Origin of the sequence: Vibrio gelatinilyticus (assembly GCF_022836845.1) — a bacterium.
Lineage (GTDB): Bacteria > Pseudomonadota > Gammaproteobacteria > Enterobacterales > Vibrionaceae > Vibrio > Vibrio gelatinilyticus.
On sequence record NZ_JAJNNZ010000007.1, the window covers coordinates 158,508 to 173,615 of the forward strand.

The 15,108-nt window shown below is 45.8% G+C and carries 12 protein-coding genes; all 12 read right to left on the reverse strand.

The features are described from left to right. Nucleotides 1–75: 75 nt before the first annotated feature. The 12 genes from LNL84_RS10945 to LNL84_RS11000 all read right to left on the reverse strand — a co-directional run bounded on the left by LNL84_RS10945 (nucleotide 76) and on the right by LNL84_RS11000 (nucleotide 15,084). A complete protein-coding gene (locus LNL84_RS10945; RefSeq protein ID WP_244357282.1) occupies nucleotides 76–1,536 on the reverse strand; it encodes a sigma-54 dependent transcriptional regulator in 1,461 nt (486 codons plus the stop codon). Nucleotides 1,537–1,773: 237 nt separating this feature from the next. Continuing rightward, nucleotides 1,774–2,184: a flagellar export chaperone FliS gene (gene fliS, locus LNL84_RS10950; protein ID WP_244357283.1), complete on the reverse strand. Its 411-nt coding sequence runs from the start codon at nucleotides 2,182–2,184 to the stop codon at nucleotides 1,774–1,776. Nucleotides 2,185–2,195: 11 nt separating this feature from the next. Continuing rightward, nucleotides 2,196–2,501 carry a flagellar protein FliT gene (gene fliT, locus LNL84_RS10955; protein ID WP_244357284.1) on the reverse strand — a complete coding sequence of 102 codons (306 nt, stop codon included), beginning with the start codon at nucleotides 2,499–2,501 and terminating at the stop codon, nucleotides 2,196–2,198. 37 nt (nucleotides 2,502–2,538) lie between these two features. Continuing rightward, nucleotides 2,539–4,479 (reverse strand): flagellar filament capping protein FliD, encoded by a 1,941-nt coding sequence (fliD, locus tag LNL84_RS10960; RefSeq protein ID WP_244357285.1) that lies wholly within the window; start codon nucleotides 4,477–4,479, stop codon nucleotides 2,539–2,541. Nucleotides 4,480–4,527: 48 nt separating this feature from the next. Then, entirely contained in the window at nucleotides 4,528–4,974 is a 447-nt protein-coding gene (locus tag LNL84_RS10965) for a flagellar protein FlaG (RefSeq protein ID WP_244357286.1), read from the reverse strand. Between the two features lie 126 nt (nucleotides 4,975–5,100). After that, nucleotides 5,101–6,231 (reverse strand): flagellin, encoded by a 1,131-nt coding sequence (locus LNL84_RS10970; protein WP_244357287.1) that lies wholly within the window; start codon nucleotides 6,229–6,231, stop codon nucleotides 5,101–5,103. Between the two features lie 269 nt (nucleotides 6,232–6,500). After that, a complete protein-coding gene (locus LNL84_RS10975; protein ID WP_244357288.1) occupies nucleotides 6,501–7,634 on the reverse strand; it encodes a flagellin in 1,134 nt (377 codons plus the stop codon). Nucleotides 7,635–8,122: 488 nt separating this feature from the next. Continuing rightward, a complete protein-coding gene (locus LNL84_RS10980) occupies nucleotides 8,123–9,259 on the reverse strand; it encodes a flagellin (RefSeq protein ID WP_244357289.1) in 1,137 nt (378 codons plus the stop codon). A gap of 460 nt (nucleotides 9,260–9,719) precedes the next feature. Continuing rightward, a complete protein-coding gene (gene flgL, locus LNL84_RS10985; RefSeq protein ID WP_244357290.1) occupies nucleotides 9,720–10,913 on the reverse strand; it encodes a flagellar hook-associated protein FlgL in 1,194 nt (397 codons plus the stop codon). A 14-nt stretch (nucleotides 10,914–10,927) separates the two neighbouring features. Beyond that, nucleotides 10,928–12,808, reverse strand: coding sequence for a flagellar hook-associated protein FlgK (flgK, locus tag LNL84_RS10990; RefSeq protein WP_244357291.1), 1,881 nt, complete (start codon nucleotides 12,806–12,808; stop codon nucleotides 10,928–10,930). Nucleotides 12,809–13,023: 215 nt separating this feature from the next. After that, on the reverse strand, nucleotides 13,024–13,980 hold the full coding sequence (gene flgJ, locus LNL84_RS10995; protein WP_244357292.1) for a flagellar assembly peptidoglycan hydrolase FlgJ: 957 nt from the start codon (nucleotides 13,978–13,980) through the stop codon (nucleotides 13,024–13,026). Nucleotides 13,981–13,992: 12 nt separating this feature from the next. Continuing rightward, nucleotides 13,993–15,084, reverse strand: a complete 1,092-nt coding sequence (locus LNL84_RS11000; RefSeq protein WP_244357293.1) for a flagellar basal body P-ring protein FlgI — start codon at nucleotides 15,082–15,084, stop codon at nucleotides 13,993–13,995. Nucleotides 15,085–15,108: the final 24 nt, after the last annotated feature.

Below are 15,108 nucleotides of genomic sequence, written 5' to 3' on the forward strand. Positions count from 1 at the left end.
TTATTTTTCATTGTCTTACATGCGTCAAATAATTGTCACCACCAACTAGCCGACTTAATGTGTGGTTTCGCAGAGCTAACGATTAAGATTGTATTTGCGCATTTTTTCTACCAGTGTGGTACGGCGCATACCCAACATGTCAGCGGCTCTGGCGACAATACCCTCTTGAACATCTAAAGCTTGAGTGATCATAGTCACTTCTAGTTCCGCAAGTAGCTCTTTAAGGTTCACCCCTTCTGGAGGTAAGGATTTGGGGGCATTAAAGCTCTCAGATTCTGGTTCAGAAAAGCTAAAATCATCAGAAAAGATGCTATCGAGTACGTCACGCTCTTGCTCTTCAATTGAACGATAGACCATTTTTTCTGGTTGGAATTCAGGAATATCACTGTAGCGATACTTAACAGGTAAATGGTTTACATCTACCAAACTATTTGGATAGAGGATCACCATTCTCTCAACCAGGTTTGCTAACTCACGAACATTTCCTGGCCAGTCGTGTTCCATTAACGAGTTTACCGCTCGCGGTGCAAAGCAGATAGGTTGCCCACCTTCAGCTTCCAGGCGCGTTAGCAGCTCTTGAAGCAACAAAGGAATATCTTCTTTTCGCTCTTTCAATGAAGGCATTTCAATTGGAAATACATTGAGTCGGTAGTAGAGATCTTCCCTAAATTCGCCCCTACTGATCATAGCCTCAAGGTTACGGTGTGTCGCTGCCACAATACGTACATTGGCTTTAATCACACTGTTACCACCCACGCGCTCAAAGACTCTTTCTTGTAAAACGCGTAAGAGTTTGACTTGCATCGGCATTGGCATATCACCAATTTCATCAAGAAACAGTGTACCGCCCTCAGCTAACTCGAAGCGCCCTTTACGGGACGTGATCGCACCAGTAAAAGCGCCTTTTTCGTGACCAAAGAGCTCACTCTCTAGTAGATCCGGTGGTATCGCACCACAGTTAACAGGAACGAATGGGCCGTTTCTGCGTGTAGAATGATAGTGAATATTACGTGCAACGACTTCTTTGCCCGTACCCGACTCTCCGAGTATCAACACATTTGCATCTGATCCAGAGACTTGTTCGATCAAATGCCTCACCTCTTGAATGCCGTGGCTTTGACCAACAAGGCTTCGAAAAAGGGTATTCTTGCGAGCCGAAGAAGGGACTTGTACGCCTTTGCGACCAAGGAACTCTCGGCAATGTCGCAGTGCATCACTCAATTGTGGGTAGTTCAGAGGAAAGTCGAGCTCACCGACAAAGTGAGAAAGATTTTCAACTTGAGGGGTATGCTTACCAAGGACCAAAAGTGGAATGTGATTGGACCGTGTAAGTTGCTTGCAAAGCTTCGATGTTAAGCTTCCGCCTTCCATGTTGCCAATGATGCAGCCTGACCATGAGGCGTTCCAGTCAACGGTGTTTAGCTGATTGGAATCGATTGCAACGCAATGCTCCCCGACAAACTCTAAAATAGTGCCAAGATTGATACGCCCTTGAGAGTCGTCCTCGATAACCAGTAATTTAGCTAAGCCTTGCATTGTGGAATAGTCATGCCTTGATTAACGTCGCTAACTCACTGCGTTCTATAGACTTCCAGTCTCCGGATCAGATAAAAGCGCGGAGAAAATAAAGAAAACTAAAGGTAAGTCCCTGGAATTTATAAAACAGTCAGTTAGCGACAAAAAAACGCCATTAGGCGGATAATGGCGTCTATTCTATTGACTATAAAATGATAAGGCAACCGAGCGAGTCGAGGTTTAAGAGGTTAATTCCGCTTAAATACCTACTTCTGTGGCTGTCAGGTTGTGATATTCCGCAGGAATTTGGTCCCATGCCGACTTAATTTCTCTGATAATTTCAATCACATCATCAATCGGCTGAGGATTATTTTCGTGGTTAGCTTCCGAGATCTGCGTGATCATAAATTCGTACAATTGATCAAGATTACTCGCGATTTCACCGCCGTCATCAAGAGATAAGCAACTACGCAAACTGATGATGATGTCCAACGCTTTACCGATGCGCTCGCCTTTAACTGGTATGTTCCCTTGTTGCATTGCCGCCTTCGCTTGGATTAAGCGCTCAATAGCGCCAGCCATCAGCATTTGAATCACTTTATGCGGTGAGGCTGCACTAAGTTGACTATCTACTGATACTTTTTTGTATGCCTGTAATGAACCGCGCATTGCATTCCTCTTTAAATAAACTTTTTATACTGTGCGAGCGAGCGTGAACCATGGCGATATTGCCTAAGTTTTTGCCCTAACTGCTGGGTTTGAGCTTCCATTGTGATCACGACCTGTTGAGTGCGTTTGATCGCGCAACTCCACTGTTCACTCTCTGCCAATCTGGGGTCTTGCTCGACAGCATTAATAACTCGTTTGAGTAACTCTTCCCTTGTATCGACCAATCCAAGGATTTCTTCAGCACTTAGCTCGTCTTTTTCAATGAGTTGTAATAATTGGTGATCAATATCACATAATCTTTCTAGCAATACATTCATTTATCGCTCTTTGACCTTAAAGCCTTGTGCCACCCTTTTATCTTAATGCATTCATCATGCCAGCTAATTGGCTTTGCATTTTTCCTGTCGCATCTTGCATCGCTGAGAACTTGTCATGCGTCCTTTTTTCCAGGGTGTTCATACGACGATCGAGCGTGGTTTGGTCATCATTCAAGCGATAACTCTGTTCCGTTAAGCTTTTCTCTCGAGTACGAATAGACTCCGTTATCCCTGTCATACTATGAATGGCATCTTCAACCTTACGTGCAAAGCCATTACTTCCGCCAAAAAATTCCCCTAGCTTATTAAAGTTATTGTTTAGCTGCCTATCTAGCAATTCATAGTTAATTTCTAAGTTACCTTGCCTTGTCGTGGTAATACCAAACTCAGTTAACGTTTTAAGATCTTCTGGTGCACTGTCTATAGAGCTCGAAAAGACGCCCTTTAGACGAGTATCGGCACTTCTGACCAGACTATCGCCAGCAAGTGGGCCTGCACGGCCTGTCAGCGGGTCAACTTTCCCCAGGTCTTGTGACACATTAAAAAACTGATTGTAAGCGGCAACAAACTGTTCGATGTCGGTACGAACACTCTGCCTATCGTATTCAACACCAATCTCTGCTGGGCGCTCGCCTTGCTTGGTTGTACCTTTTAAAGCTAGGTCAACCCCTTCAATGGCGTCTTCTATCACATTGTTATGGCTAGATAGTTCGGCGACACCATCTAACAACACAATGGAGTCTTGCGCAGCTTGAACTTCACTCATACCCGTGTACGTTTGCAGCGCCGTTTGCGCTTCTTTTAGCTCTGCGGCGGCCTTATCAACCTTCTCTAGTCGCTCACGTTCTTCTGGAGACAGTTTCGCACGCTCCATCTTTTTTGCTTGTTCTGCACTCAATTCACCCTCGGCCACAGCTTTTGCTATTGACGCCTTTTCGGCTGCAAGCTCTTGTTCTAATTGACTTTGAGCTTCAGAGGCTGTGACGTATGAATCCGTTAATGTGCCCGACGCTGTGTTGGTCCACCCTGGCACTTCCTGAGATTTCTTTAGGGCCTTCTCATCGAGCTCGGGCTGAGGGGCGCGATAGGAGTCAATTAAGGTTCCCGATGCAGTCTCGGTCCAACCGGGTATCGTATCCTGTGGGCGGCCAGAAGTTGCCTCTTTTGGCGATACGGCCCCATCGGCTTGTTGTCGACTCCGTTCATTGACTTCTTGCTGTTTTTGTTGCTCTTGAGCCTGTTGTTCTTGTTTTGCTTGTTCTAATGACTCTTTTGCATTGAGAGGTTTATTGCCACCAGTTAAAGCCATTGCTTCATCGTAGGCTTTTTCCAGATCTTCGACCCTTTGCTCTAGGGTTTTATATTCAAGACGGGAAAGCTCAGAACTCGGATTGTCTGGGTCAGCCAACGCTTTTATCGACAATGCATTCTCAGATCCAGATTGATTCGCCGCGACGATCAGGCGTGGCCCATTTCGGTCATTTATGAGTGATGCTCTTACACCGGGGTTATCTTTTGCGGCATTGATAGCTCGAACCACATCGGTGAGCCTAGAGTTTTTGCGAAGGGAAATATCAAAGCTTTTTTCACCCATCGACAATTGCAACTTACCAGGGCCAAATTTCGCGTCTTCTGGAAGAACCTCGGACGCGACTTTGTGGCTCTGAGCAAGTTGCAAAACATCGATAGCATATTTGCCAGCTATAGCGTCGGTTGTCGCCGTCGCAGTGACTACACTTTCTTCGGTTGAGCTAACGCTACGTAATGCGAACGCTTTCTCTTGACGAAAACTCGCCATGAGGTTTTTCATGGTATCGAGCGACTCTCTAAGTCTGCCATAGGCACTAATATTGGTATCAATTTTGGTACGCTCAATGTCGATGCGCTGCTGTTTAGGAACACGCTCTGCATCAACTATTTTGCTTACCACGGCATTGATATCCATGCCTGAAGACATCCCTATCGGGCCCATACTCATCCAACTACCTCAAATAAATCAGCAAATCTAACGACTACGAAAGATTCTTTATACTCGCTCCTCAATTAAACCTGAGGAGTGACGTTCAAGGCGCAGCAGTACATCGAGTAACTCTTTATCCGGTATCTGGCGAATGATGTCACCATTATTGGAATACACGGTTACAATGCTTCTGCCAGATTCCTCATCGACCCGAAAAGACAAATCTTTGGTTAAGTTTGAGACAAATTCATCAAGCTTATCAACCATCTTCTGCCTTTCTTGCTCATTAAGATCGTGACGTTCTTTGGCGATTTTCTTTATGAGCTCGCTGGTTTTCTCCTGAGAGAGTTCCATCGTTCGAGCCTCTTCGCCGTGCTTTACAACGTTATCTGCATGTAAATCTGTCGAAGAGGGTGATTTAGAATCAACGCTTTGCTGTTTATTGTTAGCAAGTTCTGTGCCATTTGAAGTGGCAAAAGGCTGAATGTTCGATGTGTAGGATGCTATATCCATAACGCTCTCCGTTCTCACCTTATACTGTCCGCTCAAATGGTTCGGAACACCAAAATCCCAACCATTTGATACGGGAAATAGTCGTTATTATGCAATAACAACTATGCTAGCTGCCTAAAGCGTAATTTAACCTAGCAAACTAAGCGCTGCCGATGGAGCCTGCTTTGCTTGAGCAAGAATGGACGTACTTGCTTGTTGCAAAATCTGGTTCTTGGTCATTGCTGTTGTTTCTTTAGCGTAATCCGTATCTTTGATGCGGCTCTTAGAAGCATTAACGTTTTCGTTGATGTTATCTAAGTTGCTAATAGCATGATTGAAACGGTTCTGGAATGCACCAAGTTCGGCACGCTTAGAGTCGACACTTTTCAGAGCACCGTCAATAACCGCTACTGCCTCTTGAGAACCAGCAACCGATGTTACATCGATGTCTTTAACCGTGACGTCTTTCGCGTCACCCAAGTTAAGCTCAGATGCCAAACCACCGCTAAACGCAACATCGCCCTGTACTTTCTGAGACGCTGCAAACAGTTGGATCTTACCATCTTCACCCACCGATGCTTTCACATCTTGGCTTTGGCCATTCACGTAAGTCGCAAGTTGCTCGATATCATCACCTTGCTTAGCGTTGACCGTTAATTCAACTTCTTCGCCTTGCTTATTGGTATAAGACATCGTCAGTTCAGTATCTTCCGCAACACGCCAGTCTGGGCTTTTGCCTTCTTGCGCGGCGTAGCTCTTACCACCCATCTCCATAGTGTCTGAACGTAAGCTGCTCATGCTTAGCATGACCGCTTCACCAGAATCAGCACCGATTTGAAAAGATTGAGTACCGTAAGTACCGTTTAACAGACGATTACCACCAAAAGACGTTGTTTCAGCGATACGGTTTAGTTCGTCATTAAGCGCGGTCACTTCTTCTTGAATCGCCACACGGTCTGATTTCGAGTTAGAGCCATTCGAGGACTGTAGCGATAGATCACGCATTCGTTGAAGAATGTTGGTGGTCTCGTTCATTGCGCCTTCAGCAGTTTGGGCGATTGAAATACCATCATTGGCATTTTTCACTGCCATATCAAGACCACGACTTTGAACGTTCAAACGGTTAGAAATCTGAAGGCCCGCTGCATCGTCTTTCGCGCTGTTGATTTTGTAACCGGAGGACAAGCGCTCCATCGATTTTTGTGTATTTTCCGCTGCACCATTTAGGTAGCGCTGCGCAGTCATTGCAGACACATTCGTGTTTACATTAATTGCCATATTGATCTCCTTAGGCAGATAGGTTGATGGCCGCCGTGTCTCTCACCTCACATTGGCCGATCTCATTTCTCTCAACCTTTTTAACGGCGATCATTTTCTAACCTTTAGGAAAAAAACACTTTTTTTAGATCAAATATTCAATTGATTGGATAAATGTGATCAAGATTTGATATCAACTTGTTTATACTGTCTTCCCCTTTTGGTGTCCCATAAAAAAACCAGAGCCGAAGCTCTGGTTTTTTGTAATCGCTGTTAGTCGGCGCTAAAGCTTAGCCCAGTAGGCTTAGCGCTGCATTTGGCGCTTGCTTTGCTTGTGCCAGGATAGAGCTTGATGCTTGAGAAAGAATCTGGTTCTTAGTCATTGCCGTTGTTTCTTTTGCAAAGTCTGTGTCCGAAATGCGGCTCTTCGAGGCATTAACGTTCTCGTTAATGTTGTCTAAGTTGCTGATAGCATGACCGAAGCGGTTTTGGAAAGCGCCTAGCTCTGCACGGTGGCTGTCGACATACTTAAGAGCAGAATCTAGAATCGCCACAGATTCTTGTGCGCCGCCAACTGTCGTCACGTCGATCTTGTTTACAGTTACATCGTTACCTGCTTGCATGCCAAGCTCACCCGCTAGGCTGCCAGAGAACGACACTTCACCGTCAACGTTGTTGCTGCCCGCAAAGACTTGCAGTTGGCCGTCTTCGTTAACAGATGCACGCACTAGATCCGTTTGACCGTTGATGTACGTCGCCAATTGCTCGATATCGTCGCCTTCTTTCGCGTTGATGGTCAGCTCCTGCGCTTCACCAAACTTATCGGTTAGTGAGATAGCCAATTGGTTTGAGTCTGCTGATACTGCCCAGTCTTTGTCTTTCGCGTTCTCAGCCTGATAGCTCGTACCACCCATTTGCGCGTTGTCAGAACGCATATCACGTAGGCCAAGCATGACCGCTTCACCATTGTCAGCACCGATTTGGAAAGATTGAGTACCGAACGTACCGTTAAGCAGTCGATTACCACCAAACGATGTGGTTTCGGCGATACGGTTTAATTCATTGTTTAGTGCTGAGACTTCTTCTTGGATAGCCACACGATCTGACTTTGAGTTCGAACCGTTTGAAGATTGCAGTGACAAATCACGCATACGTTGCAGGATGTTGGTGGTTTCGTTCATCGCACCTTCAGCTGTTTGCGCAATAGAAATACCATCGTTGGCGTTACGAACCGCGACGTCTAGACCACGGCTTTGTACATTCAAACGGTTAGAAATTTGAAGGCCAGCAGCGTCGTCTTTCGCACTGTTGATTTTTGAGCCAGAAGACAAACGCTCCATCGACGTTGCTTGAGCTTGGCTTGCGCTGTTTAGGTAACGCTGAGCTGTCATTGCCGATACGTTAGTATTTACATTTACTGCCATGGTATTTCTCCAATTGATTTTCCGGTGGTGCGGTTTCCTACGTCTCGGAAAACCAAGTAGTTTTTTAAAGTTATTTCATTTAACGACACGGTTTGGAAAAGCTTTAGCATAAATTTATCAAAAACTTCTATTTGGATAAAAAACAACCAAAATGGCATTAAAACAAGGGGATAACTTGGCATTAGATCACAATTCATAGGTAATCTTAACCAGAGTCCGACGGAATAACTGACAAGAAGGTGAGAAGACAATAAAGGAAAAAGCCCCTTTTCCTTTGAGAGAACTGGGGCTGGGGTTGGACGCCATATCCTATGTGGAGATCAAGAGAAATGAATCACATACGGGCAATCCGAGACACACTCTGATGATATTAATGAGCAGGTGAGAGTGAGAGAGCTCACTAAAACATGCTAGAGCGTGCTTGCCAGGCAGTAAAACCTTAAGCGCCACGTCTGGGCTCAAGGTTAACTGCCTTCACTGCGACTTCACTACTGAAGTAGTGACATCGCAGAGTTTGGCAACTGTTTTGCTTGAGCAAGAATTGAGGTACCTGCTTGTTGCAAAATTTGGTTTTTCGTTAATTCAGTCGTCTCTTTAGCAAAATCGGTGTCTTTGATTCGGCTGTTTGAGGCATTGACATTTTCTTGAACGTTAGCCAGGTTATTGATGCTGTGGCTTAGACGGTTCTGTTTGGCACCTAAGTCGGCACGCTGTGAGTCTACATACTGCAGTGCCGAATCAAGGATGGCGACCGCATTTTGAGAGCCAGCAACCGTCGTCATGTCGATGTCTTGAACAGTATGTTTAACACCTTCGTTATTTAAGCCAAGCTCAGAGGCTAAGCTGCCCGAGACAGAAAAGTCACCTTCTAAATCAGGGTCGGCGATAAATAGCTGCAATTCACCGTCATCACCAACTGATGCACTGATTTTATCAGATTGACCATTGATGTAAGTGGCAAGTTGCTCGATGTTGTCTCCCTTCTTGGCAAGAATGTCGATGCTGACTTCCTGGCCATCCTTAGTGACAAACTCGAATTTCAAATCGTTCGCATCCGGAGCAACGGACCAGTTCTTATCTTTAGCGTTTTCTGCGGTAAATGTTGAGCCGCCCATGCGGGTGTCATCAGCTCGAATACTGCTCAGGCCCATAATCATCGCTTCACCAGAGTTAGCACCGATTTGGAACGATGCATCACCAAATGAACCATTGAGAAGTCTACGGCCACCAAAAGAGGTCGTCTCTGCAATTCGGTTTAGCTCGTCTTGCAGTGCCATCGACTCTTCATTGATCGCTTCGCGCTCTGATTTAGAGTTTGTACCATTGGCAGATTGTAATGCCAGGTCACGCATACGTTGCAGTATGTTGGTGGATTCATTCATCGCACCTTCAGCGGTTTGGGCGATGGAAATACCATCATTCGCGTTTCGCATTGCAACGTCCAGACCACGAGACTGCGCTGTCAAACGGTTGGATATTTGTAGGCCCGCAGCATCGTCTTTCGCACTGTTGATCCTATGTCCAGATGACAAACGTTCCATCGAGGTGTTCAAACTATCCGTTGCTTTATTTAAATGACGCTGCGCGGTCATTGCGGCAACGTTGGTGCTTACAGTTACAGCCATCATGCTCTCCTTTCGAGTTCGCTAACCGTTTCATCGGTTGCGAAGCGGCCAGCTTCACTCTCTTGTATATAAGCACTGACCGTGAACCCTAATTAACAACGAAACACCATCACGTTCTTGGTTGAGAGGCTTCGCTGAAATCGTTTATGTTGATCGCCACTGCCTATTAAAGCGGCAATCAATTCCTTCGTGTCTATAAACAATACAATCTTCGTGCCAATTATTTAAAAAAATCACAATTCGAAAAATAAATATACTATTCATGCATTTACATATTTAAATCTGTTAATAGTCGTATTGAAATATTCAATCAAACATTACATGGCAATCTTATGCAGCCTTACTTGCCACCTATCGTTTGCGTAGTTTTCGTTCTCCTGCACATAAGGCAAAGCACTTAAGGCAACTGGATTACACTCACGCTGATTCACCCGCAATGGGTGGCAGCCGAACAATCGGGCTACAAGTAATTAAACAAGGTAAGGTCTTTTGTCTTACCAAAGGCCTGCTGTGACGCTTGCAGGGCTCGGGTGTTCTCATTAAAGTCGATCACTGCTTTAGAGTAATCAAGATCTTCGAAGTTACTCTTTGACTTTGCCAAAGAGAGTCGAAAGTCATCGTGTTGCTGCTCTTGAATATCCAGAGTATTCAAGCGAGCACCCACATCGGTTCGCGCCTGAGTCAAATGGATAAAAGCCGCATGGAACTCTTGTGTAAACTGATGAAGCTTAGCGGACGCGGATGCATCCGACACGGGAGCTTCGCTCCATTCCATCGCACCTTTAAAGGTATCAAAAATGCTGAATGAGCGTTGTGGCTCCAAGACAATTGAGTCACCCTTGGAAATTTGCCCTTTCACACTGATGGCCAAACCTTGGTAAGAAATTCCTTTACTCGGTTCAAAGTCTCCAGCATCAACAACGCTGCCATTGCGTTCTAGCTGATAGCCGAATGTTTTGTTGCCCATGTCAACAAAAGTGACTTTATACACACCTTCATCTTGAGGATCTCGATTGGTCGCCTGTTGCAATAACAATTCTGATGCGGGTGTTAATTGATAATCGGGTTGATAATCACCAAGGGGATTATCAATATTCATAAACAGCTTACTGCCCGGATCGCTAGCGGCAATCTCCATGCTGTTAGAGATTTTCATCTTGCGCTGATAATCATCCCCGGCATACGAAATCTGCCCCTGATTATCCACAAAAAACGGTTGAGTTTTCGGCTTAGTACCGGCAAAGGTGTAGTTGCCCGACTCGTCTTGATTATTGGCCAGAGCGATAAAATTTCGAGCAAGCTCTTCAATCTCTCTTGCCTTTGCTGCTCGATCTTCTTGAGACAAAGAACCATTAATCGTTTCCATGGTTAAGCGCTTGGCTTTGTCGGCAAACTGCTCGGTATCATTGATCATCACCTCTTGATGCTCTAGGCGATTTCGAGTCAGCACGATGGCGTCCGTATATTGCTCGAGTTGCTTTGTTTGCTGACCAAGTTTTTGCAAGTAGTGCGTTGCCAATGGATCATCGGCAGGTGATAGCAACTGCTTACCCGAAGCCAATTGTTGTTGGTTGTGGTGAACTTTACCTTCTTGGCGTCGAAAGTCGTTTTGCACCGCCTGATAGTTATGAAAGCTAGAAATTCGATTCATCATAATTTATTGCCTCCCTAACGCAGTGCCAAAATCGTATCAAAGGTTTCGTTAGCCGCTTGCATCACGCGTGATGACGCCATATACGCCTGCTGGAATTTCATCATATTTGCCGCTTCTTCATCCAAATTCACCCCAGAGATCGACGCTAATCTCTCTTGTGCCGTTTGCTGCTCTAGGGTGGCAATTTCATGCAGCCTCGTTGCCGTTGACGTTTTAAGACCAACATCTGTATTGAGGTTATGGTACAAGTCAATGATGGTCGACTGCTTGTCGTTGACCGTCTTTGCCGTCTGAATATTTAGCATTTTCCTTAAGTTACCGTTATCACCCTCAGAGGCGGTCAAGTTAGCGGTAAACTTATCGTTGGGTAGAGCGCCTGGCGACAGACGAAAAGTCGTGCCCAACACGGTCACATCCTCTTTAGGAGGGTAAGCTTGTGGGGCCAATAATACCTTGCCTTTGGTATCTGTGACGGCAAATTCATTACCCGTCGGCGATATATGAACTTCGAATTCGCGTAATTCGCCCGCATCAATCATTTTAAATGTGGCATCCCCCTGAGCAAAGGTGCTCGATGCTTCGAAGCTTTGCGCAGCTATGGTGTGAGGGTCATTGGTCGCCATCTTGATCTGCGCCGCGGAATGGCGAGTTGGCCTTAGCAATAGCTTTTCGCCAATACTTGGCTCCTCTCTTATTTCAACACGCATACCATCCATAAAAAATGATGAGCTAGATGAATCAAGATCGACCATGACGGTTTCACCTGATGGTTTAGTCACAGAATAGCCATCGCCAGTGTATTTCACGGCATACTCGCCACCTTTTAATTGACTGGTGTCATCGATATACACGGCAACATCGGCTTGTGATTGAGAAGCGGCCACGACTCGAGATTTGGCAATCACTTCTGAATTAACATCGGTGTAAATATTGCCACCAACTTCACCATTTAAATCCAATCCCTGGCCTTGCAGTTTGTTAACCTCGTAAGAAAATGAAGCGGCTAAACGCCCTAGTTCATCCATAACGTTGGGGATTTGCTCATCACGCAACTCAAGCATGGCTTCAATTTTTCCGCCAATATCGTCGGTTTTGATGGCTTTAATGCCCTTGCCTTCCACCATGGCAAGGCGACGCTGATGTACATCAGGGACGCCATCAATCATTTTAAGTTGGCTGGCTTCAGCGCCGGACACCAGGGTATGGCCATTACCAATATGGACATTAAATCCTTCGCTGTTACCGCGGGGTGTAACGGTCACTTTGGTGTATTCAGATAGCTCACGGATAAGATTTTCGTGTCTGTCCATCAAGTCGTTGTGCGGACCTGGCACCTTCATCATTAACCGGTGCAAGTCTCGAATTTCGACGGCAATTTGGTTTACCCTTTCGATACCAATAGTGAGCTTTTTATTGGCGACATCGGCTTGCTCTCGCACAGTCTCATGGAAGTTATTCAATGTTTGTCGAGTAAGGTCGGCTTTTTCAAGCACGACTTTCCGAGCACCGACATCATTTGGCGTGTCGGCTAAGGTTTTTACACTGTTAAACCAATCATTGAGGTTTTCGGGGATTTTCTTAGAGGTTACCGACGACAACATGCTCGATAGCATATCCAGGTTAGATAGGTTTTCCTGACGATGATTTTGTGTCGTCGTCGCAACATTGAGCTCTTTGACGGCAAACTGATCCCAGGAGCGGCGAACATTGTCCACATGTACACCCATACCGTACGTTTGCCCGCCAAGCTGACGAGGATCGTTGGTTCCCTGAATTACAGATTGGCGGCTATAACCCTCTGTATTTACATTGGAAATGTTGTGACCAGTTGTATTCAACTGTCTCTGAGCCGTGAGTACACTTTGTGTACCTAGGTTCAGAAGATCTGACGCCATATCGCCCCCGAATTTCACCAAATTACGTAACTAAAACGACTAGTTACGCCTTCTATCCGATTAATTGCAATATATATGCCAGCTATGAAAAATGCGCTCCGTCAGAGGCGATTTTTATTATCAGTAACCTCCAAGCGCCATCAGAGCGAACTTTTAACGATAAAACCCCGCAAAAGCGGGGTTTTATCGTTAAAAGTCTCAATGTGAATACCGTACTAAAGGGGCATCTGGTCTATTTTCTGTTTAACACGCAATACCTTATCTGCGTAGTTCGGGTCGGTTGCGTAGCCTGCTTTGTGGATCCCGTGAATAAATTGCTCCGAACCGCCACGTTGTTGGAGTGCTGTCTGGTAACGCGGATTCTCATTGAGAAATTGGATATAGTCGTTAAAGCTGTCTTCGTAAGACGCATACGAACGAAACGCGGCATGTTCTTTGACTGGCACCGCCGAATGATACTCGAGAGTTTGCGTTGCCACCTTGCCGCCTTTCCAGCTTCTGTCAGCCTTAATATTAAACAAATTATTGCTGCTGCCCTGGCTATTTTGAACCACTTTCTTGCCCCACCCCGTTTCGAGCGCGGCTTGAGCCAGTAACAGTGACGAGTCAATACCCAAAGCGCTGGCCGCTTTTTCCGCATACGGCTTGAGTGAACGCGCAAACGTTTCTGGCGTAGAAAAGTTCGGTTTCTCGCTTAGCTCAACCCTCGCTTCACCTTTTACGCCGTTGAGATTGCGCTCTGCCGAAATGGCGCGCGCTTTCTCTTCGTCATAAGGCATTTTCAAGGTGGTATTGAACGCTTCGTTTCTCATACGGATCTCAGTATTTACTTCAGCTTGCGCCTCGTCGCCTCTTGCTGCACCAAGCTGAGCGACGATCATATCGGCTAAACCTAAAGAGCCCGACGCACTGAGATCGGCGGCCATTTGATCATCGAGCATTTGACGATAAAACTGCTCATTTTGACTGTTCATCATATCCGATTCAAAGTGTGTATTCGCATCCCGCATGGACTTTAGCATCATAGAGGTGAAGATCGATTCAAATTGCTTTGCCGCGGCTCGTAATGCTGCTTCTTCATCGCCCTTATCATCACTCACGGCTTGCTGACGAAGCTTATCTAAGCTGCTTAAATCGTGAATAAAACCGATATCCTGTTGATTCTTAATCATAGAATTTAGTCCTTAAATAATGATCAGCTGACCTTCGATGGCACCGGCTTGCTTTAGAGCTTGTAAAATAGCCATGAGATCCGAAGGTGCCGCGCCAACCTCATTCACCGCACGAACCAAATCATCTAAGGTTAAACCGGGTTCGAACTTAAACATTTTGCCGCTGCCTTCGGTCACTTGAATATCCGAATTTGGCACCACTACGGTATCACCTTCTGAAAAAGCACCTGGCTGGCTGACGCGCAAGTTTTCTTTGATTGCCACCGTCATACCACCATGAGTCACAGCGGCAGGTTTTAGCCTCACATGCTTACCAACAACAATGGTGCCTGTACGCGAGTTAACGATGATTTTAGCCGAGCCATCTGCCGGATCAAATTCGATGTTCTCGACTGCAGACAAGAAGGCTACACGTTGGCTCAAATCACGCGGAGCTCTAACGCGCACAGAAGTCGCATCAAGAGCATTGGCCATTTGAGGACCAAGAAAATCATTGACCGCATTCGCCATGTTTTGTGCGGTGGTAAAATCAGAATCGATCAGATTAAAAGTGATGTAGTCTCCGCGCGAAAACGGGCTTGGGACTTCTCGCTCGACTGTCGCCCCACTCGATATCATACCGACGACTGGGTTATTGCCGACGATCTTAGAACCATCTAGGCCTTCGGCACTAAAGCCGCTAACGACTAAGTTACCCTGAGCAACCGCGTAGATTTCACCATCCAGACCTTGCATAAAGGTCTGCATCAACGTACCGCCGCGCAAGCTTTTTGCCGCACCAATAGACGATACGGTCACATCAATTTTTTGACCCGGTTTCGAAAAAGCTGGCAGATCGGCGGTAACAATAACGGCGGCAACGTTTTTGGTTTTAGGTTTAAAACCAATAGGCATTTGAATACCAAATTTCTCAAGCATTGAGCGAAAGCTTTGTTCCGTAAATGGTGTCTTCTCACCGGTACCCGGTAAGCCCGTAACCAAACCATAACCCACCAGCTGGTTGCTTCTGACCCCGGCAACTTCTGCCACATCCTTGATGCGAGCGGCATGTGCACTCGAAAGTATAAACAACAAACCAAAAAATAATAACGCGAGTTTTTTCATAACCTTACCCTAAATACCAACAAA